Source organism: Virgisporangium aurantiacum, assembly GCF_016863635.1.
Classification (GTDB): Bacteria; Actinomycetota; Actinomycetes; order Mycobacteriales; family Micromonosporaceae; genus Virgisporangium; species Virgisporangium aurantiacum.
The window spans coordinates 78449-98216 of record NZ_BOPG01000004.1; the positions used below are offsets into that span (position 1 = coordinate 78449).

The 19768-nt window shown below is 71.7% G+C and carries 20 protein-coding genes; 2 read left to right on the forward strand and 18 right to left on the reverse strand.

Going from position 1 to position 19768, the window contains the following annotated elements; genetic code table 11:
• Nucleotides 1–40 precede the first annotated feature (40 nt).
• The 3 genes from Vau01_RS02810 to Vau01_RS02820 are packed head-to-tail and all read right to left on the reverse strand — an operon-like array spanning nt 41 to nt 2520.
• Nucleotides 41–640, reverse strand: a complete 600-nt coding sequence (locus Vau01_RS02810) for a Uma2 family endonuclease (RefSeq protein WP_239151256.1) — start codon at nt 638–640, stop codon at nt 41–43.
• 48 nt (nt 641–688) lie between these two features.
• Complete coding sequence (locus tag Vau01_RS02815; protein WP_203986768.1) at nt 689–1324, reverse strand: response regulator; 636 nt, start codon at nt 1322–1324, stop codon at nt 689–691.
• Entirely contained in the window at nt 1321–2520 is a 1200-nt protein-coding gene (locus Vau01_RS02820) for a sensor histidine kinase (RefSeq protein WP_203986770.1), read from the reverse strand. The genes Vau01_RS02815 and Vau01_RS02820 overlap by 4 nt, the downstream gene beginning before the upstream one ends.
• 124 nt (nt 2521–2644) lie before the next feature.
• Here Vau01_RS02820 and Vau01_RS02825 point away from each other — a divergent pair, with 124 nt between their 5' ends.
• The gene (locus Vau01_RS02825; RefSeq protein WP_203986772.1) at nt 2645–3226 is read left to right on the forward strand and encodes a hypothetical protein; all 582 of its coding nucleotides are present in this window, start codon (nt 2645–2647) and stop codon (nt 3224–3226) included.
• Here the strand turns inward: Vau01_RS02825 and Vau01_RS02830 are convergent.
• The 14 genes from Vau01_RS02830 to fakA all read right to left on the reverse strand — a co-directional run bounded on the left by Vau01_RS02830 (nt 3174) and on the right by fakA (nt 18350).
• Nucleotides 3174–3794: an HAD family hydrolase gene (locus tag Vau01_RS02830; RefSeq protein WP_203986774.1), complete on the reverse strand. Its 621-nt coding sequence runs from the start codon at nt 3792–3794 to the stop codon at nt 3174–3176. The genes Vau01_RS02825 and Vau01_RS02830 overlap by 53 nt on opposite strands.
• A gap of 61 nt (nt 3795–3855) precedes the next feature.
• Nucleotides 3856–7428 carry a chromosome segregation protein SMC gene (gene smc, locus Vau01_RS02835; protein WP_203986776.1) on the reverse strand — a complete coding sequence of 1191 codons (3573 nt, stop codon included), beginning with the start codon at nt 7426–7428 and terminating at the stop codon, nt 3856–3858.
• A gap of 340 nt (nt 7429–7768) precedes the next feature.
• A complete protein-coding gene (locus Vau01_RS02840; protein ID WP_203929238.1) occupies nt 7769–7957 on the reverse strand; it encodes a hypothetical protein in 189 nt (62 codons plus the stop codon).
• 241 nt (nt 7958–8198) lie between these two features.
• Complete coding sequence (mutM, locus tag Vau01_RS02845) at nt 8199–9053, reverse strand: bifunctional DNA-formamidopyrimidine glycosylase/DNA-(apurinic or apyrimidinic site) lyase (RefSeq protein ID WP_203986778.1); 855 nt, start codon at nt 9051–9053, stop codon at nt 8199–8201.
• A gap of 14 nt (nt 9054–9067) precedes the next feature.
• Nucleotides 9068–10267, reverse strand: a complete 1200-nt coding sequence (locus Vau01_RS02850) for a hypothetical protein (RefSeq protein ID WP_203986781.1) — start codon at nt 10265–10267, stop codon at nt 9068–9070.
• A 20-nt stretch (nt 10268–10287) separates the two neighbouring features.
• Nucleotides 10288–11103: a ribonuclease III gene (rnc, locus tag Vau01_RS02855; protein ID WP_203986783.1), complete on the reverse strand. Its 816-nt coding sequence runs from the start codon at nt 11101–11103 to the stop codon at nt 10288–10290.
• Entirely contained in the window at nt 11100–12095 is a 996-nt protein-coding gene (locus Vau01_RS02860) for a phosphate acyltransferase PlsX (RefSeq protein WP_203986785.1), read from the reverse strand. The genes rnc and Vau01_RS02860 overlap by 4 nt, the downstream gene beginning before the upstream one ends.
• Before the next feature lie 14 nt (nt 12096–12109).
• A complete protein-coding gene (gene rpmF, locus Vau01_RS02865) occupies nt 12110–12283 on the reverse strand; it encodes a 50S ribosomal protein L32 (protein WP_203986787.1) in 174 nt (57 codons plus the stop codon).
• 5 nt (nt 12284–12288) lie between these two features.
• On the reverse strand, nt 12289–12849 hold the full coding sequence (locus Vau01_RS02870) for a YceD family protein (RefSeq protein ID WP_203986789.1): 561 nt from the start codon (nt 12847–12849) through the stop codon (nt 12289–12291).
• A gap of 73 nt (nt 12850–12922) precedes the next feature.
• Entirely contained in the window at nt 12923–13429 is a 507-nt protein-coding gene (locus tag Vau01_RS02875; protein WP_203986790.1) for an SPFH domain-containing protein, read from the reverse strand.
• Between the two features lie 103 nt (nt 13430–13532).
• Complete coding sequence (gene coaD / locus Vau01_RS02880) at nt 13533–14033, reverse strand: pantetheine-phosphate adenylyltransferase (RefSeq protein ID WP_203986792.1); 501 nt, start codon at nt 14031–14033, stop codon at nt 13533–13535.
• Nucleotides 14030–14590, reverse strand: a complete 561-nt coding sequence (gene rsmD / locus Vau01_RS02885) for a 16S rRNA (guanine(966)-N(2))-methyltransferase RsmD (RefSeq protein WP_203986794.1) — start codon at nt 14588–14590, stop codon at nt 14030–14032. Before rsmD ends, coaD begins: the two co-directional genes overlap by 4 nt.
• On the reverse strand, nt 14587–16761 hold the full coding sequence (recG, locus tag Vau01_RS02890) for an ATP-dependent DNA helicase RecG (RefSeq protein WP_203986797.1): 2175 nt from the start codon (nt 16759–16761) through the stop codon (nt 14587–14589). Before recG ends, rsmD begins: the two co-directional genes overlap by 4 nt.
• Nucleotides 16758–18350, reverse strand: coding sequence for a DAK2 domain-containing protein (fakA, locus tag Vau01_RS02895; RefSeq protein WP_203986799.1), 1593 nt, complete (start codon nt 18348–18350; stop codon nt 16758–16760). Before fakA ends, recG begins: the two co-directional genes overlap by 4 nt.
• Nucleotides 18351–18487: 137 nt before the next feature.
• On the opposite strand from fakA, the gene rpmB reads away from it, so the two are divergent.
• Nucleotides 18488–18679 carry a 50S ribosomal protein L28 gene (gene rpmB / locus Vau01_RS02900; protein WP_203986801.1) on the forward strand — a complete coding sequence of 64 codons (192 nt, stop codon included), beginning with the start codon at nt 18488–18490 and terminating at the stop codon, nt 18677–18679.
• Nucleotides 18680–18737: 58 nt separating this feature from the next.
• Here rpmB and Vau01_RS02905 read toward each other — a convergent pair whose 3' ends face one another.
• Nucleotides 18738–19685, reverse strand: a complete 948-nt coding sequence (locus tag Vau01_RS02905; protein WP_203986803.1) for a thiamine-phosphate kinase — start codon at nt 19683–19685, stop codon at nt 18738–18740.
• Nucleotides 19686–19768 lie beyond the last annotated feature (83 nt).

Below are 19768 nucleotides of genomic sequence, written 5' to 3' on the forward strand. Positions count from 1 at the left end.
CTCCCATGAGCTGACGCAGCCCGCACCGCCGGCTGGCGCGTCAGCCCAGGTGATCGGACGGCTTGGTGTTGAGCACCCAGGCGAGCGGCATGGTCAAGCACGTCTTGTACGTGTCGCCGGCCAACTCGTACATGGTGACGGTATTGGCCGGGTCGCAATCGACGGTCCAGTACCGGGGAATGCCCGCCCCGGCGTACTCGTCGGGCTTGACACTCTTGTCGGTCGCCTTCGAACTGGGCGAGATGACCTCGACCACGAGAGCGACGTCGGTGACCGGCATCCAGCCGGCCCGCGGCACGGGCGGCCGGTTCCAGACGATGAGGTCTGGGATGCGTCCGCCGGCCCCACCGGCACGGCCAGAGATCCGCAACCCGACGGCCTGGTAAACCTGCTTCAGCGTCCATCCCGCCGCGAGGAGCCACCCGATCACATCGTTGATGATCTGGGCATGCACGAACTCCGGGGACGGCACGACGGACAGGGCTCCCTCGGGGCTCATCTCGTACCGGTGACCGTACGTGTCTAGCTCGTTCATCACCGAAAGGTCGTCAAGCGTCAGAACGGCCGGCATGTGGCGGGCAATCGCCTCTACGCTCATACGACGATCGTAATCCGACCCACCATCACTCCGCTGCCCCACAAGTCACGCATTGTAATTGCTGGTCAGAGATGGCGATAGTGGTCGGCCTCAGGTAAGGCCGGCCTCGCGGGCGGCTATTGCGGCCTGCACCCGGGTCCGGACGCCGAGTTTGCCCAGCACCCGGCTCACGTGCGTCTTCACGGTCGACTCGGCCATGCCCAGGTCCGTCGCGATCTCCGCGTTCGAGCGGCCCTGGCCGATCGCCGCCAGCACGTCGCGTTCGCGCGCGGTCAGCGTGGCGAGCGCCGCCAGGTCGAGGGCCGGGGTCGTGGCCGCGAACGCGGCGATCAGCCGACGGGTGACAGCGGGTGCGATCACGCCGTCGCCCCTCGCCACGGTGCGGACGGCGTCGATCAGGCCGGTGGCGTCGACGTCCTTGAGGAGGAAGCCGGCGGCGCCGGCGCGCAGCGCGCCGAACACGTACTCGTCGATGTCGAACGTGGTGAGGATCAGCACGGAACCGCCCTCGGCGACGATGTCGCGGGTGGCGGCGATCCCGTCTCGGCCGGGCATCCGGACGTCCATCAGCACCACGTCGGGGCGGAGGTCGCGGGCGACGGCCACGGCCTGGAGGCCGTCGCGGGCCTCGCCGACCACCTCGATGTCGGGCGCCGTGCCGAGGATCAGCACCAGGCCGGACCGCACGGCGTCCTGGTCGTCGGCGACGACCACACGGGTCGTCACGACGGGAGCTCCGCGCGGACGCGCCAGGCCGTTTCGTGGTCACAAACGGGTGGACCCGCGGAGAACTCGCCGCCCAGCAGCGTCACCCGTTCCCGCATCCCGCGCAGGCCCATGCCGGCGCCCGCCACCGGCGGCACCGCCGACGCCGGCGCGGACGAGTCGACCGTGACCACCACGCTCGCCGGCAGGTACTCCAGCCGCACCGCGGCCGTTCCGCCCGGTGCGTGCTTGCCCGCGTTGGTCAACGACTCCTGCACGATCCGGTACGCCGCATGGTCGACGTCGGGCGGCAGCGGACGCGGCTCGCCGACCCGCTCCACCGTCACGTCGACACTGGACGCGGCCGCGAGGCGCGGCAACGCCTCGACCAGCCCTTGCGACAGCACCAGATCGTCGCCGGGTTCGCGGAGCACCTCGACCATGCGACGCATCTCGGCCAGCCCCTGCACGCTGTTCTCCCGGATCACGCCGAGAATGTCGGCGAGCTTCGACGGGTCGACGCCCAGCAACGACTGCGCCGCCGTCGCGTGGATCGCCACCGCGCTCAGGTGGTTGGCGACGACGTCGTGCAGTTCCCGCGCCATCCGGGCCCGTTCATCGGCCAGCGCCTGGCGACGCGACAGTTCGGCGAGCCGGGCGATCTGCTCCGCCCGTTCCCGCTCCCGTTCGGCCCGTTCCCGGTACTGCCGCACCGGCACCGACGTGGCCACCGGCACCACGAACACCAGCGTCAACGTGACGCCCACCGCCGCGCCGAGCGCGAAGTTCCGCGACGCGAAGAACGTGCCGAGCGTCGCCACCACCGTGCTCGCCACCGACGCCCGCAGCAGCCACGGCAGCACCTCCCGCCGGCCGTACAGCGCGACGTCGTACGCCAACTGCCCGAACACGAGCCACGTGGCCAGCGACGGCCCGAGCGTCAGGTCCCACACCCCGGCCACGATGCCGACGCACAGGCCCGCCAGCGGTGCGATCCGGCGCAGCAGCAGGGCCAGGCACACCAGCAGCAGCGGCAGCGCCCGCCACCACCCGGCGTGGAGGCCGAAGCTGTTCACGTCGAGCGCGAGCACGAGCAGGCCGCCGCCGAAGCAGATCAGCGCGAGGCGGACGTCGCGGCGCGGGCCGGTGGGGTCGCTCCACTCGGCCGGCACCGCGCCGGTGACCCGGGCAATCCGCGTCGCGTTCACGCCCTCCATCAGATCACCCTTCGCGGCGCGGAGAATCCGTCCGGAGCCGGACCGGGGTCCGTCGAAGGATGTACGCCGCGAATCGTCATGCGCGCCGACGATTCGACCACGTGGAGACGGCAGCGTAATGAGCATGCTGATCGCACTCATCATCGCGGCCGAGATCGGGTTCTGGGTCACGCTCGGCGCCGGACTGGCCGCGCGGTACCTGTTGCGCTGGCGACGGGTCAGCACGGTCCTTCTGGTGTGCGTCCCCCTGATCGACGTCGTGCTGCTCGTCGCCACGATCATCGACCTGCGGCGGGGCGCCGAACCGGAGTGGGGACACGGGCTGGCCGCGCTCTACATCGGGTTCTCGGTGGCGTTCGGCAAGGACATGATCCGCTGGGCCGACGAGCGCTTCGCGCGCCGCTTCGCCGGCGGCCCCGAGCCGTGGAAGCCGCCGACGCACGGCTGGGCGAAGACGGCCTACGAGTGGAAGGCGTGGGGCAAGGCGATGCTCGGCTGGGCCGTGGCCGCGGTGCTGCTCGGGCTCGGTTACCTGCTGGTCGACGATCCCGACAAGGGGCGGACGCTGCTCGGCTGGGCGCTGAAGCCGGCCGTGCCGCTGGCGATCTGGTTCATCTTCTGGCCGCTGTGGGAGACGATGTTCCCCAGCAAGCCTAAGAAGGCGAAAGCGCCGCTCGAGCGTATGAAAGATCTTCTGGACCGTTAAATCGCAGTGCCGACAGCCCGGCCGCACGTGCCCCGCGCACGTTGCGGTCGGCGTCGTCGATGAGCAGGCACTCCGACGGAGACGCGTCCACCATCGAACACGCGGCGAGGAAGAACTCCTTCTGCGGCTTGTACGAGCCGAGCACCGACGAGTTGGCGACGGCGTCGAAGTCGCCGGTCAGCCCGAACGCGTCGAGGTCGAGGTCCAGGGCGTCGGTGGCGTTGGTGGCCAGCACCACGCGGACGCCGGCCTGCCGCACCGACCGCACGAACGTCAGCACCTCGGTGACGATCCCGCCGTGGTAGGCGTCGTACTCGACCATCAGGTTGCGCGCCGTATCCGGCCCGCCGACCCGGTCGGCCAGGGTGTCGGCGATGCCCAGCAGCCAGTCCGCGTGCGAAACGCGACCGGTGATCACCGGCTCGATGCGGGGCCACTCCAGGGCCACGGACAGCACGGTGCCGGGTTCAAGGCCGTACCGGGTCTCGGCAACGGCGGTCACCGCCGGGTCGAACCGGCGCAACACACCATCGAAATCGATCAGAAGAACGGAGGGACGAGCCCTCATGCTGTGCCTTCCGAATCCCGCACAAGACCGCGGCGTGCCAGCCTTCGCTTCGCTACGGCAGTCACGCCGCCTCATCGGTATCGCGCGCCAGGCGCTGGCTGATGACCTCGGTGACGCCGCTGCGCATCGTCACCCCGTACAGCGCGTCGGCGACCTCCATCGTGCGCTTCTGGTGCGTGATGATGATCAGCTGCGACTTCTCCCGCAGCTGCGCGAACAGGAGGATGAGCCGGCCGAGATTGACGTCGTCGAGCGCCGCCTCGACCTCGTCCATGATGTAGAACGGGCTGGGCCGCGCCCGGAAGATCGCGACGAGCATCGCCACCGCCGTCAGCGATCTTTCCCCGCCCGACAGCAGCGACAGCCGCTTGATCTTCTTGCCCGGCGGCCGCGCCTCCACCTCGACGCCGGTGGTGAGCATGTCCTCGGGGTCGGTGAGCACCAGCCGGCCCTCGCCGCCCGGGAACAGCACGCCGAACACCTGCTCGAACTCGCGCGCGGTGTCGTGGAAGGCGCTGGCGAACACCTCGAGGATCCGGTCGTCGACGTCCTTGACCACGGTGAGCAGGTCGCGCCGCGACTTCTTCAGGTCTTCGAGCTGGTCGGAGAGGAACTTGAAGCGCTCCTCCAGCGCCGCGAACTCCTCCAGCGCCAACGGGTTCACCTTGCCGAGCAGGGTCAGTTCGCGCTCGGCCTTCGCGGCCCGCTTCTCCTGCGTGGCCCGGTCGAACGGCACCGGATCGGGCACCGGCCGGCCCTCGGCCTCGGCCGCCGCCACCTCGGGCGCGGTCGGCGGCACCGGTTGCGTAGGCCCGTACTCGGCCATCAGCAGTTCGGGGTCGAGCCCGTGCTCCTCGGCCGAGCGGGCCTCCAACTGTTCGATGCGCAGCCGCTGCTCGGCCCGCGCGACCTCGTCCCGGTGCACCGCGCTCGTCAGGCGGTCGAGCTCGCCGGTGAGCTGCCGGCTCGTCCCCCGGATGCCGGAAAGTTCCTGCTCCCGCTCGGCCCGCGCCGCGGCGAGGTGATCGCGTTGTTCGGACGCCGCCGCCGAACTGATGGCGATGGCCTCCAGCGCCCGCTCGGCACCGACCACGACCGCCCGGGCGATCGCCGCGCCGCGGGCCCGGGCGGCCCGCGCGGCGGCGGCACGTTCGCGGGCGGCGCGCTCGGCCTGGGCCTGTCGCGTGAGGGCGTCCGCGCGTCCGGCCAGCGCCGCGACGCGTTCTTCGGCCGTGCGGACCGCGAGGCGCACGTCCATCTCGCGTTGACGGGCCTGCGGGACGGCCACCGCGAGCTCGTCACGCTCCACAGTGGACGGTTCTTCCTCGACCGGCGCGTCCTCGGCCATGGCCAGCCGCTCTTCGAGTGCCTCCACCGCGAACAGCGCTTCCTCGCGGGAGTTCTCGGCCTTGGCGCGGGCGGCGGCGAGGCGGTCGGCCTCGGCCTTCGCGCCGCGGCTGGCGGCGCCGAGCTCTGCGAGCTTGCGGGCGACGGCGTTGCGCGCGCCCTCCGCGTGCCGGCGGGCCGTGTTGGCCTCGGCGACCTTCTCCTTCGCCTCGGCGGCCGCCTCGCGGGCCTCGGCCAGCTCGGCGCGCAGCGTGGCGGCGCGGGCGTCGGCTTCGTTCTTGTGCGTGCGGGCTTCCTCGACCGCGGCCTGCACTTCGAGGTAGCTGGGCTGCTTGCCCGAGCCGCCGGCCGCGGCGTAGGCGCCGATGATGTCGCCGTCCGGGGTCACCGCGCGCACGGTGGGCGCGTAGCCGGCGATGTGTCGTGCGGTTTCGAGGTCGGGCGCGAATGCGACGCCCCGCAGGGCGGTGTCGACGGCCGGCTTGAGTTCCGCGGGCGCGTGCACGAGTTCGGTGGCCCAGCGGGCGCCTTCCGGCAGCGCGGGCCGGTCGTCGTCCGTCCCGGTGGTCGGCGCCGACCCGACGAGCAATGCGGCCCGGCCGCCGTCGTCGTTCTTGAGGAGTGCGATCGCGTCCCTGGCGGCGTCGAGCCCGTCGACGGCCACCGCGTCGGCGAGCACGCCCAGCGCGGCGGCCAGCGCGGCCTCGTACCCGGGTTCCACCGACAGCAGCGCGGCGACGCTGCCGAGCAGGCCCGGTATCTCACCGGCCTTGGCGAGCAGCGCACCGGCGCCGTCCTTGCGACGCAGGCCCATCGCGAGGGCCTCCTCGCGCGCCTTCCACTGCGCCGCTTCCTTCTCCGCGGCGCGCTCGGCCGCTTCGACCTGCCGCGACCTGGTCTGGAGCTGATCGTGTTCCTGAACCGCTTCCTTGTGCCGCACGTCGAGGTCGGCGGTGTCCTGCTCGGCCTCGGTGGCACCGTCGGCGGCGAGGTCGTACTCCTCCTGCGCGGTGTCGGCGCGGCCCTTCGCCTCGGCGTAGGCGACTGCGAGCCGCTCCATCTCCTCCGCGCCGGCGTGGGCGCGCGTTCGCGCCGACTGCACCTGCCCGGCCAGCTTGGCGAGCCCTTCGCGCCGGTCGGCGACCGCCTTGTGCGCGGCCACCAGGGCTTTCTCGGCGGCGGCGAGGGTGCGTTCGAGGTCCTGCCGCTCGCTCACCGCCTGGGCCAGCCGGTCCTGGCTGGTCTCCAGGGCGGCGCGCAGTTCGTTCTCCTGCTCGCGCACCCGGTCGGCCTCGGCGTCGAGCTGGTCCGGGTCGCGGCCGGGCCGCTGCTCCTCGACCGTGTTGAGGTGCTTGAGCCGCTCGGAGGCGAGCTGGTGGGTGGAGCGCAGCCGTTCCTGCAGGCCGGAGAGCTGGTACCAGGTGTCCTGCGCCTTGGCGAGCACCGGCGCCTCGGCGGCCGCCCGGCTCTCCAGTTGGCTCAGGCGCTCGTCGACGGCCGCCAGCTTCTGCTCGACCTCTTCGCGCTTGGACCGGAGCGCGGTCTCGTCGGCGATCTCCCGGTTCAGGGTCTCGCGCATCGCGGTGAGCTCGTCGGCGAGCAGCCGCAGCCGCGCGTCGCGGAGGTCGGCCTGGATCGTGGCGGCCCGCCGGGCGACCTCGGCCTGGCGGCCGAGCGGCTTCAGCTGCCGCCTGAGCTCGGCGGTGAGGTCGGTGAGCCGGTTCAGGTTGGCCTGCATCGCTTCGAGCTTCCGCAGCGCCTTTTCCTTGCGCTTACGGTGTTTCAGGACGCCGGCGGCCTCTTCGATGAACGCGCGCCGGTCCTCCGGCTTGGCGTGCAGCACCGCGTCGAGCTGCCCCTGCCCGACGATCACGTGCATCTCCCGGCCGATGCCGGAGTCGGAGAGCAGCTCCTGGATGTCGATGAGCCGGCACCGGTTGCCGTTGATCTCGTACTCGCTCTCGCCGGAGCGGTACATGCGCCGGGTGATCGAGACCTCGGTGTAGTCGATCGGCAGGGCACCGTCGTTGTTGTCGATGGTCAACGTGACCTCGGCCCGGCCGAGCGGCGCCCGGCCGGTGGTGCCGGCGAAGATCACGTCTTCCATCTTGCCGCCGCGCAGCGCCTTCGCACCCTGCTCGCCGAGCACCCAGGCGATGGCGTCGACAACGTTGGACTTGCCCGACCCGTTCGGGCCCACCACGCAGGTGATGCCGGGTTCGAGCTTCAACGTTGTTGCGGTGGCGAAGGACTTGAAGCCCTTGACCGTCAGACTCTTGAGATGCACGAAACTCCGCAGCTCGACCGGGGCAACTACCGTGTGTCACCCGTTACCTGGTTACATCGGGCAGGGTACCGCTCGATGCTTACCCTCCCCCGCATTCCCCCACACACTGGCGCGCCCATCCACCGAGCGCCACCGACCCCTGACCAGCGGTTGCCCCGGCGACCGGGCATGGGAATGGCGCCGCACGGTGGGCGGCGCCATGGGGTGGGCACGCAAGCGCGCCGGTCGCATTAGCGACGGCGCGCGGGTTTGCGTGTGTTCAGTTGTGGGACTGCTGAGAATCGAATACTTCCGGCGGGTCGGCGATCAGCGGGCCCGCCGGGAAGGGTTACGACGCGATTCAGGCCATTGCCGGCTCGGGCAGGCGGAGCAGTTCCGCCTCAGCCGCCGCGGCGAGCCTGTCGTTCTCAGCACGGAGCCGAGTAAGTTCGATCTCAAGCGCCCGTACCTTGGTACGCAGAAGCGTGACCTCGTCGAGCAGGCGCCGGTCAGGCGCGTTGCCGACGTGGCCGTAGAGGGCCTTCGCCATATCGTCTCCTCGTATTGCGCGACCGGTGTGCGGCCTACGCGCGCCCAGCTTTCCGCGTCCCTGCACATGACACGACTTGTCACGGGCGTGATTGGGCGCGACTGGCGACTTTTCTATAGTCCGCCGTACGCGGCGAGTCGTCAAGCTCCACGGCTGCGTGGGATCCGTGGCGGGCGAACATCACAATTGTCAGCCCGGGTCCACGCAGACGATACCGTGCCTCCGACGGCACGGTTACCGATTAAAGGCGGGCTCGCCGGGGGCGAGGCTGGCATTTGGGGCAGCTGAAGCTCGACCGGTTCATGAACGGATCACGGCGCACCGGTGACGCACATCGCGAGCACGGTTCACCTTCCCGCCCGTACACCGCCAGCGCCCGGTCGAAGTAGCCGCTCTCGCCGTTGACGTTGACGTACAGCGAGTCGAAGCTCGTGCCACCGGCACCGATCGCCGCGGTGAGCACGTCGCGCACGTGGCCCAGCAACAGCCGCGCGGCCGGCCTGGTGAGGGTGTCGGTCGCGCGGGCCCAGTGCAGGCGGGAGCGCCACAGCGACTCGTCGGCGTAGATGTTGCCGACCCCGGAGATCAACGTCTGGTCGAGCAGCGCCCGCTTGACACCGGTCTTGCGCCGGCGCAGGGCGGCCACGAAGTCCTCGTCGACGAAGAGCGGATCGATCGGGTCGAGCGCGATGTGGGCCAGCTCGGCCGGCAGCTCGGCGCCGCCCGGCGAGACGGCCAACCCGCCGAACGTCCGCTGGTCGACGAACCGCAGCTCGGGACCGCCGTCGGTGAACGTGAACCGCACCCGCAGATGGATCTCGTCCTCGGTACCGGCGGGCTGCACCAGCAGCTGGCCCGACATGCCGAGATGCCCGTACATGGCCGCGCCGTCGTCCAGCGGGAACCAGAAGTACTTGCCGCGCCGCGAAACCCCCAGCACGGTCCGTCCGAGCAGCTGGGCGGCGAAATCGAGCGGGCCGGTGACGTGCCGGCGGATCGACCGCGGGTGGTGCACCTCCACCGCGGCGATCGTGCGCCCGGTCACCCACTTCTCCAGGCCCCGTCGCACGGTCTCGACCTCGGGCAACTCCGGCACCGAACCCCCCAAACCTAGATCGCGTACCGCCACACCATGATCATGTGCGCGCCGTACCACAGGCCGAACAGCCCGAATCCCACCAGCCACGCGATCGCGGTGCGCGGGCGGGCCCGGCCGAGCGCGATCGCGGGTGGTACGAGCGTCAGGAGGACGGGCACCATGAGGCGCGGCTTGGAATGGTAGTAGCCCGCCTGCCCCACGACGAGCGCGAGTGCCACCAACCCGTACACCACCAGCGGTGGCCAGATCTCGCCCCGGAACATCATGTAGATCGAGAGCAGCACCAACCCCATGGCCGCCACCAGGAGGATCGCCACGCTCATCTGCACCCAGCCGTCGCCGGCCCGGAACGAGTCGCGGAGGAACCTGAACACCATCACGCCGTAGTCGGTGCTGGTTCCCCAGCCGGCCGACTGCACCTTGAACCACCCCGCCGGGTCACCCACCCGGTGGCCGACCCAGATCAGGTACGCCGGCACACCGAGACACGCGATGAACGCACCCACCGGGGCCAGAAAGCGGCGCCGCCCGGACGTTGACCGCACGTGGAGCACCGCCGCCACGAGCAGCGCCAACGCCAGTGCCGCGCCGGTCGGCCGCGTCAGCCCGGCCAACAGGCCGAAGAGCCCCGCGAGCAGCCACCGGTTCTGGTGCGCGAGGAGCAGGCTGGCCAGCACCAGGGCCAGGAACATCGGCTCCGAGTAGGCCATCGTGAACACCACCGACATCGGCTGCACGCACACCAGCGCCACCAGCGCGAGCGCGATCCGCCGGTTCCACAGCCGGGTGGCCAGCGCGCACAGCAGCAGCGCCACCGCCGCGCCGAAGATCCAGGCCAACGCGATCGCCGTATTGGCGTGGTCGGTCCGCGTCACCGCGGCGACCGCCTTGATCAGCAACGGATAGCCGGGGAAGAACGCGAGCGTCGACCCGAGCAGTTCACCGTTCGGCCCGTACTGGTACGCCTTCGGGTAGCCGCCCTCGGCCAGCCGCACGAACCACGACGCGTCCCAGGCCAGCAGCTTGTCGCGCATCAGCGAGCCGGGCGGCAGCATCCACTCCAGCAGCCAGAACTGCACGATCCGCGTCGCCAGGTAGATCGACAGTGGCGCGCCGATCCAGGCCACCCGCTCGAACAACGAGGTCTCGTACGTCAAGGCCCCGTCATGCGGGGTGACGTCGTGAGCACCGTCCTCCGAGTCCTCACCCACGAAATCAGTCTGCTCGGTGGTCATGCTTCCGGCTGATCAGAACCGGGCGGATCGTCGGAGCCGGTCGCCGCGGCCCCCGCAGCCGCCGCCACCGCCTCGGTCGCGTCGTCGGGGGCCACGTCGGCCGCCGCCGCCACCGCGCGGGCCTTCAGTTCCTGCCAGGCCGATGCCGCCGCACGCTGCTCGGCCTCCTTCTTGCTGCCGCCGTCGGCGCCGCCGAACCGCTCGCCGGCGACCAGGACCCAGGCGGTGAACGTCTTCGCGTGGTCGGGGCCGGCGTCTTCGATGCGGTACTCCGGCACGCCCAGCCCGAGTTCGGCGGTGAGCTCCTGGAGGCTGGTCTTCCAATCCAGCGCCGGACCACCGCCCGCCGCCTCGATCATCAGCGGGTCGAAGATCTTGTGGATCACCTCGCTGGCCCGGTCGAGCCCGTGCTGCAGGTAGATCGCGCCGAGCAGCGCCTCCAGCGTGTCGGCCAGGATGCTGGACTTGTCGCGGCCGCCGGTGGCCTCCTCGCCCTTGCCCAGCCGCAGGTACGGGCCGATGCCGCCCTGGCCGAGGTTGCGCGCCACACCGGCGAGCGCCCGCGAGTTGACCACGCTGGCGCGCAGCTTCGCGAGTTGGCCCTCGGGCAGGTCGGGGTGGTTGTGGTAGAGCGCGGTGGTGATCACGACGCCGAGCACGGCGTCGCCGAGGAACTCCAGCCGCTCGTTGGTGGGCAGGCCACCGTTCTCGTACGCGTAGGAGCGGTGGGTCAGTGAGCGTTCGAGCAGGTCGGGTTCGAAGGCGACCCCGAACGCGGCTTCCAGATGGACGACGGACGGCCTTCTCTTCACGGGCGAACCTCCGCGACGACGGGTGCGTGGGCCGGCGGGTCCAGCGCGGCGGCCATGCGGCCGGGCAGGCCGAGGTGATGCAGGGTGGTGGCGAGCGCGATGCCGTCGGCGACGTCCTTGCCGTTGGCGGCGCCGTGGCAGACGACCACGATGCCGGGAACACCGAGCAGCACCGCGGCGCGCGGCACCGACACGGGCGGCCCGCTGGCCGTCTCGTGGCCGGCGGCCAGCGCGTAGGCGCCCTCGATGCCCTTGAGCAGGACGTTGCCGGTGAATCCGTCGGTGACGACGACGTCGGCGTGCCCGCCGAGCGTCACATCGTGACCTTCGACGTACCCCGTGTAGCGGGCGCCGGGCGGCAGCGTGGCGTCGGCCAACGCCACCGCGGCCACCTTGCGGAGCTTGTCGCCCTTGCCGGGCTCGGCCCCGATCGACAGGAGCCCCACGCGCGGGGCGGTGATGCCGTGCACGACGGCGGCGTACATGGCGCCGAGCTGGGCGAATCGGGCCAGTTCCGACGGCATCAGGTCGAGCCCGGCACCGACGTCGAGCAGCACGACGGGCCCGCGCAGCGCGGGCAGGGTCACGCAGAGAGCGGGGCGACGCACCCCGGGCTGGCGGCCGAAGCCGTGCACGGCTGCCGTGACCGCCGCACCACTGGCTCCGGCGGTGACCAGCGCGTCGGCCCGCCCGGTGACGACCGCGGCGACACCGGCCCGGACGGTGGTGTCGGAGCGGACCGCGCGCAGCGGCGAGTCGGCCATGCCGACGACCCGCCGCACGGCGTCGACCTCGACGTCGGAGCGGCGGGCGGGTGGGAGCGCGGCAATGACCTCGTCGGCCACCTCACGGGGGCCGACGAGGAGCAGCGAGAGGTCGGTATCGGCGGTGGAGGCGCGTAGAGCGCCGTCAACCACGACGGCGGGAGCGGCGTCCCCGCCGAGGAGGTCGACGGCGATCCGCGCGGCGCCACGCCGCGAGGAGTCCGTCACCCGGGCGTCGGGTGTCAGACCTCAAGGACCTGGCGACCGTTGTATGTGCCGCAGACCGTGCACGCCGCATGCGGCAGCTTCGGCGAACGGCACTGCGGGCACGCCACGGTCTGAACCGCTTTCGCCTTCCACTGCGAGCGGCGCGAGCGGGTGTTGGCGCGCGACATCCTGCGCTTCGGAACAGCCACCGGATCTACTCCTCGGTTCTCAGTTGCGTCAGCGCGGCCCAGCGCGCGTCGATCTGGTCGTGCGTGTGATCGGCCGGAAGATCGTCCCAGGGCTCGCCGCACTCGGCGCACAGCCCCGGGCAGTCCTCCCGGCACAGCGGGTTCGTCGGCAGTGCTGTGACCACCGCGTCCCGCACCACCGGCTCCAGGTCGATCAGGTCGCCCTGTAGCCGGCGTACTTCGTCTTCATCTGTCGTCTCGTCGGTGGTGCTGTTCTCGTACGCGAACAACTCCTGGATGCGCACGGTGAGCGTCTCGCCGAGCGCCGCGAGGCAGCGCCCGCACTCCCCCTCGACCGCTCCGGTGACGGTGCCCGATACGAGCACCCCCTCCGACACGGACTCGAGCCGCAGGTCAAGGTCGAGCGTGGCGCCCTTCGGCACCCCGATGAGGTCGAGACCGAGACGGTCCGGCGCCTCAACGGCCCGGCTGACTGTACGCATCGCCCCAGGGCGGCGCGGCAGTTCTCGGGTGTCGAGAACGAGCGGCGACCGGGGGTTCAGGTGGGTCTTGGGTTGCTGCTGCATCGTTTAGCTCCCGGCCAGGGTGAGGCCGACGGACAACCTTACCCGACGGACCTGCCCGGCCCGAAATCCGCGGTCAGAACGGCAGCGGCCGGTCGTCGACCTCCTGGCCGCCGCCACCGTAGGAGCCCATCTCGCGCAGCGCGTGCATCTTGTCGCGGCCCCGCTCGATCGACGCGAGAGACCGCGTGAGCAGCTGCTCGAAGTTCGCCAGCGCGGTGTCGACGTAGTCGTCGACCTCCTCGCGCAGGCGCTGCGCCTCGGCGCGGGCGTCGGCCAGCACCCGGGCGCCCTCGTGCTCGGCCGACACCACGATCTCGTTGATCGACACCAGCCGGGCGTGCTCGGACTCGCCCTCGGAGATGATGCGCTCCGCCTCGCGGCGTCCGGCGTCGATGATCTTGTCGCGCTCTTCCAGCAGCGCGACCGCCCGGCGGACCTCGCTGGGCAGCTCGGCGCGCAACTCCTGCAGCTCGTTGATGGTATGAGCCCGGTCCACCACACAGTTCGCACGCGACATCGGCATAGAGCGCGCGTTCTCGATGAGCGCGATCAGCTCATCGACCCGATCGAGCGGATCCACCGCGTTGTTCTCCCTTGTCGGCAGTCACACCGGCCCCCTGCAAGGCCTCCCTCATCATGCCGCCTGAGAGCCGATTAGGCCCGACCTGAAACTTCCGCGTTTCTTAGTCCCGTGGTTTCGCGAGTTTTTCTCGCAACCGCGTGGCGACCGTGTCGGGCACGTGCGGGGTGACGTCGCCGCCCCACTTCGCCACGTCTTTGATCAGGCTCGACGACACGAACGAGAACTGCGGGCTGGTGGGCATGAACAGGGTCTCCACGCCGGCCAGGCCCCAGTTCATCTGCGCCATCTGCAACTCGTAGTCGAAGTCGCTGGCGACCCGCAGGCCCTTGATCACCACCGGGATGTCGTTCGCGCGGCAGAAGTCGACGAGCAGCCCACGGAACTTGCGGACCGACACGTTCGGGTACGTCGCGGTGACCTCGGTGAGCATCTCGATCCGCTCGTCGACGGTGAACAGCCCCACCTTGGACTCGTTCACCAGGACCGCCACGACGACCTCGTCGTACAGGGTCGACGCGCGGCCGATCACGTCGAGGTGGCCGAGCTGTACCGGGTCGAAGGAGCCGGGACAGGCCGCCCGCCGTGGCCGCTGCTCACTCATGATCGGCGACCGTACCAAAGGGTGGTCTCGCCGTACCGCCGACCACGCCCCGGTGTAACCACATCGGGCCACGTGGGCTCCGGTGACCTGGTTGACCGCTCGACCACGAGAAGCCCGTCGGTGGCCAGCCACCCGTTGGCGCCGATCGCCGCAAGAACCGATGCGAGCGCGTCGTCGGGAAGGTCGTACGGTGGGTCGGCGAAGATCACGTCGTACGGCTCGGGGGGCGGGGCCGCGACCGCCTGTTCCACCCTGGTGGTGACCAGGGTGCAGGCCTCGCCCACCCCTAGCGCGGCGATGTTCGCCCGGACGGCCCGGCCCGCCGCCGGCGCGGACTCCACCAGCGTGACGCGCGCGGCGCCCCGGCTGGCGGCCTCCAGCCCGACGGCACCCGACCCGGCGTACAGGTCGGCGAACCACGCGTCTTCCAGGTGCGTCAGCGAGTCGAGCGTGCTGAACAGGGCCTCCCGCACCCGGTCGGACGTGGGCCGGGTGCCCTGCCCGGGCGGGGTCTGCAGCCGGCGCCCGCCGAAAACACCGGCGATCACGCGGCTCACCCCTTCTCCAGGTACTCGGCGCGCTCGTCGTCGACCAGGCGGGCCACCGAAGCGGCGAGGTCGGGGTGCTTCTCCAGCTCCGGGTCCTCCTTCACCAGGTCGATCGCGGCGACGCGCGCCTCGCCGATCAGCTTGGTGTCCTTGCGGAGCGACAGGAGCCGCAGGTGGGACCGCCGGCCGCTCTGCGCGGCGCCCAGCACGTCGCCCTCGCGGCGCTGTTCCAGGTCGAGTTCGGCGAGCCGGAACCCGTCGAGCGTGGAGGCCACCGAGTCGAGCCGCTCGCGGGCCGGCGTGCCGGCCATCGCCTCGGTGACCAGCAGGCACAGCCCGGGAGCGGAGCCACGGCCGACCCGGCCGCGCAGCTGGTGGAGCTGGGAGACCCCGAACCGGTCGGCGTCCATGATCATCATCATCGTGGAGTTGGGCACGTCGACACCCACCTCGATCACGGTGGTGGCGACCAGGACGTCGGTCTCGGCGGCCGCGAACGCGCGCATCACGGCGTCTTTCTCGTCGGCGGGCAGCCGGCCGTGCAGCACACCGATGCGCAGGTCGGGCAGCAGCTCGCCGCGCAGCATCTCGACCACGTCGAGCACCGCCAGCGGTGGCCGCGCCTTCTCGCTGTCGTTGTCGGCAGGCGGCTCGTCCTCGTTCTCGTTGTCGCCGATCCGGGGGCAGACGATGTACGCCTGGTGGCCCTTCTGGACCTCCTCGCGCACGCGGCGCCAGGCCCGTTCGAGGAACTGCGGCTTCTCCGCCACCGGCACGACGTGGGTGGCGATCGGCGACCGGCCGCGCGGAAGCTGGCTGAGCGTCGAGACCTCGAGGTCGCCGAAGACGGTCATCGCGACCGTGCGCGGGATCGGGGTGGCCGTCATGACCAGCACGTGCGGCGGCTTGTCGGCCTTGGACCGCAGCTTGTCGCGCTGCTCGACGCCGAACCGGTGCTGCTCGTCGACGACGATGAGGCCCAGGTCGGCGAAGTCGACACCGTCGTAGAGCAGCGCGTGCGTGCCGACCACGATGCCGGCCTCGCCGGAGGCGACGTCGGCCGCCACCGCCCGCCGGGCCGCCGCGCCGAGCGAGCCGGTGACCAGCGCGACCTTCGTGCCGTCGGGATGCCCGTCGAGCTCGCCCGCCCGCCCGTACGCGCCGAGCAGGTCGCGCAGGCCGCGGGCGTGCTGCCCGGCGAGCACCTCGGTGGGCGCGAGCATGGCCGCCTGCCCACCGGCGTCGACCACCTGCAGCATCGCGCGCAGCGCGCACAGCGTCTTGCCGGAACCGACCTCGCCCTGCAGCAGCCGGTGCATCGGGTGGGCGTTCGCCAGGTCGTCGGCGATCTCGTCTCCGACCCGGAGCTGCCCCTCGGTGAGCTCGTACGGCAGTGTCGTCTCGAACGCCGCGAGCACGCCGGTCTCCCGGCGTGGCCGGGGCACCGCGGGCAACAGTTCGGCCCGCTTGCGGCGCTGCGCGAGCGTCAACTGGACGGCGAACGCCTCGTCCCACTTCAACCGCCGCCGCGCCAGCTCGAGCGCGCCGCGGGTGGCCGGCCGGTGGATGTCGCGCAGTGCCGGCCCGATGCCGGCGAGGTTGTGCTCGGCCCGCAGGCCGGCCGGCAGCGGGTCGTCGGGCGGCTCGAACGTGTCGAGCACCACCCGGACGGTGCGGGCGATGGTCCAGGTGGGCAGCGCGGCGGCGGCCGGATACACCGGGATCAGCGCGCCGGCGAACTCCTCGACCTCCTCCTCGGCGTCGGCGTCGGCACTCAGCAGCACGTAGTCGGGGCCGTTGAGCTGGCGCTTGCCGCGGAAATCGGTCACCTTGCCGGCGAACAGGCCCCAGCGGCCGGTCTGCAGGTCGCGCTGGCGCCACGCCTGGTTGAAGAACGTGCAGGTGAGCACGCCGCCGGTGCCGTCGCCCACCACCACTTCGAGCAGGTTGCCGCGCCGGGCCCGCATCGGCCGCAGGTTGACGCTCTTGACCTGCGCCATCACGGTGACCTGTTCGCCGATCTCCAGGCCGCGGATGTCGGTGTGCTCGCCGCGCTCGTCGTAGCGGCGCGGGAAGTGGTAGAGCAGGTCGCCGCACGTGTTCAGGTCGAGGTGGTCGGCGAACGCCTTGCCGGTCTTGGCACCGACCACTTTGGACAGTGGCGTGTCCACGAGACTCATTCGACCCCCACGAGCAGCGGGTAGTGCGGCTGGCCGCCCTCGTGGGCCTGCGCCTCGACGAACTTCCACCGCTGTTCGAGGTGGCCGGTGAGGTCGTCGGCCAGCCCGGGCGGCGCCGCCGCGCCGGTGACCAGCGTGACCAGCTCGCCGCCACCGGAGAGCATGCGGTCGAGCAGGTCGCGGCAGACCGTGGTGAGGTCGGTGCCGATGAGGTTCACCTCGCCCTCGATCAGCGCGATCACGTCGCCGGGCTCGCAGGGGCCGGCCATCGTGAGCGCGGCCCGGCTCGCGACCGTGACCTCGCCGTACCGGCAGGCGCCGGCGGCCTCGGCCATCCCGATCACGTCGTCGTCGAACCGCTGGCCCGGATCGCGCACCGCGAGCGCCGCCAGTGCCTGCACCGGCGACCGGGTGCGGATGACCGCGACGTTGATCTTCTCGGCGCGCGCCTCGGTGGCGGCCGCCGTGGCGACCGCGGCGGCGTTCGGGTCGTTGGGCAGCACCACCACGTTGCCGGCGCCGGTGGCCTTGACCGCCGCCAGGATCTCGGCCGTCGACGGCGTGCCGCCGGCGGTGGCGGTGACCACGACCGCGCCCTCCCCCGCGAACAGGTCGGCGATGCCGTCGCCGGCGCACAGCACCACGACGGCGCGCGCGTCGGGATCGGTGCCCACCTGATCTTCGAACCGGGTGACGGCGATGCGGTACGGCCGGCCCGCGACGACGCCCGCCTCGATCGCGCCGCCGACGTCGTTGACGTGCACGTGCACGTTCCAGGTGCCGTCACCGGTGCCGACCACCACCAGCGAGTCGCCCAGCCCGCCGAGCGCGGCCCGCAGCCGCTCGACCGCGGTGTCGGACGCGTCGAGCAGGTACTGCACCTCGTACGCGTACTCCTCCGAACCCGCCTCGCGGACCCGTAGCCGTTCCCGCGCCACCGCCGCCGTCTTCGGCGGCGGATACACCTCGTCGGTGCCGGTGACCCCGGTGACCACCTCGGCCAGCGCGTCGAGCAGGACGCACAGCCCGCGCCCGCCCGCGTCGACCACCCCGGCCCGGGCCAGCGCCGGCAACTGCTCCGGCGTGCGGGCCAGCGCCTGCCGGGCGGCCATGGCCGCGGCGGCCACCACCACGGCCAGATCGTCGGACTCCGTCTCCGCCGCCGCCGTGGCCGCCGCCCGGGCCACCGACAGCACCGTGCCCTCGGCCGGCACCGCCACCGCCCGGTACGCCGCGTCGGCGGCGGCGACCAGCGCCGCGGCGAAGGCCAGCCCACCCGGGGACGGGCTGGTGGCGAGCCCGTCGGCCAGGCCGCGCAGCAACTGGGAGAGGATCACGCCGGAGTTGCCCCGGGCACCGAGGAGGGCACCGCGCGCGAGGGCGCGCAGCAGTTCGGGGGTGATCGCCTCCCGATGAAGCGCGATCGCCTCGACCGCCGCCGAGACCGTGAGCACCAGGTTGGTACCGGTGTCGCCGTCGGGAACCGGGTACACGTTGAGATCGTCGATCTCGCGCTGGTGCCGGCGCAGCGCGTCGAGGCCGAGCGCGCACCACTGGCGCACGGCGACCGCATCGAGACTGTCCGGCACGCCGTAACCCTAATGGCGCGGTATGACAGCCCGCCGCCACCAGCGGCCGATTTCGGCTCCGTGGCGGGCTCGGGTAGTCTTACCGGGTTGCCCGTCATCCGGGCCTGCATTCGTTCGAGCAAATCCAGGAGATTCCCGTGGCTAGCGTGTGCGACGTCTGTGGCAAGAAGCCCGGCTTCGGCAACAACGTGTCCCACTCGCACCGCCGTACGCGGCGTCGGTGGAACCCGAACATCCAGAACGTGCGCACCCCCGCCGGTGGCGGTAACACCAAGCGGGTGCAGGTCTGCACGTCCTGCCTGAAGGCCGGCAAGGTCGTCCGCGCCTAACGGCGCACGCATACTTACCAACAGGGGACGGGCGCACGCCCGTCCCCTGTTGGTGTTCCTATCTGAAGTGGTCCCAGCCGCCGGTGCCGTCGCCGAACACCCGGCCGTCGACCGTGACCGCGGGCATTGCGGAGTCCTGGACCTGGCCCACCACCAGCCAGCGCTCGGGCAGATCGGTGTCGGCCGGGAACGTCGCGGCGAGCGCGTGGTCGTCGCCGCCGGAGAGCAGCCACGTGTACGGGTCGACGCCGAGCGCCGCGGCCGCGTCGCGCATCTGGCCCGGCAACGGGAACGTCTCCCGGCGCAGGTCGATCGCCACTCCGCTGGCGGTGGCGATGTGGCCCAGGTCGGCGAGCAGCCCGTCCGACACGTCGATCATCGCGGTGGCGCCCAGCACAGCGGCCTCCGGGCCGGCGCGGTACGGCACTTCGGGGCGCCGGTGGGCGTCCACGAGGATCTTCGGCGTCCGGAAACCCCGGCACAGCACGGTGTAGCCGGCCGCGGCGTGGCCGAGGCGGCCGGCGACCGCGACGACGTCGCCGGGTCGCGCACCGCCGCGCGTCACCGGCGCGCGGCCGTCGAGGTCGCCGAGCGCGGTGACGGCGATCGTCAGCGTCGGGCTCGACGAGATGTCGCCGCCGACAACGGCCGCGCCGGCGCTCGCCGCCTCCGCGCCCAGCCCGTCGGCCAGTTCCTCGGCCCAGTTCAACGGCAGGTCGGGTGGCGTGCACAGGGCCACCACCAGTGCGGTCGGCACGGCACCCATCGCGGCGATGTCGGCGAGGTTCGCCGCGGCCGCGCGGTGTCCGACGTCTTCCGCGGTCGACCAGTCCCGCCGGAAGTGGCGGCCGTCGACGAGCACGTCCGTGGATACCACCACCCGCCGGTCGGGAGCGGCCACCACCGCGGCGTCGTCGCCGGGGCCGAGCAATGTGGACGGACCGGCGGGAAGCCGTCGGGTGATCCGGGCAATCAACCCGAACTCGCCCGCGTTGGCAACGGTCATGTACCTACCTCGCTCGTGGGAGTGAGCCGAATCCGCTCTGTGCTGTAGTTTCACAGGGCTTGCTGTGGTCTCGGGCGAATGCG

What these genes read in the sequence shown, in the direction of transcription:
- Vau01_RS02905 (WP_203986803.1), bottom strand. Translation starts at nt 19,685, where the DNA reads ATGACCGTTGCCAACGCGGGCGAGTTCGGGTTGATTGCCCGGATCACC.
- Vau01_RS02820 (WP_203986770.1), bottom strand. Translation starts at nt 2,520, where the DNA reads ATGGAGGGCGTGAACGCGACGCGGATTGCCCGGGTCACCGGCGCGGTG.
- Vau01_RS02840 (WP_203929238.1), bottom strand. Translation starts at nt 7,957, where the DNA reads ATGGCGAAGGCCCTCTACGGCCACGTCGGCAACGCGCCTGACCGGCGC.
- Vau01_RS02830 (WP_203986774.1), bottom strand. Translation starts at nt 3,794, where the DNA reads ATGAGGGCTCGTCCCTCCGTTCTTCTGATCGATTTCGATGGTGTGTTG.
- recG (WP_203986797.1), bottom strand. Translation starts at nt 16,761, where the DNA reads ATGAGTCTCGTGGACACGCCACTGTCCAAAGTGGTCGGTGCCAAGACC.
- Vau01_RS02870 (WP_203986789.1), bottom strand. Translation starts at nt 12,849, where the DNA reads ATGCAGCAGCAACCCAAGACCCACCTGAACCCCCGGTCGCCGCTCGTT.
- coaD (WP_203986792.1), bottom strand. Translation starts at nt 14,033, where the DNA reads ATGAGTGAGCAGCGGCCACGGCGGGCGGCCTGTCCCGGCTCCTTCGAC.
- Vau01_RS02825 (WP_203986772.1), top strand. Translation starts at nt 2,645, where the DNA reads ATGCTGATCGCACTCATCATCGCGGCCGAGATCGGGTTCTGGGTCACG.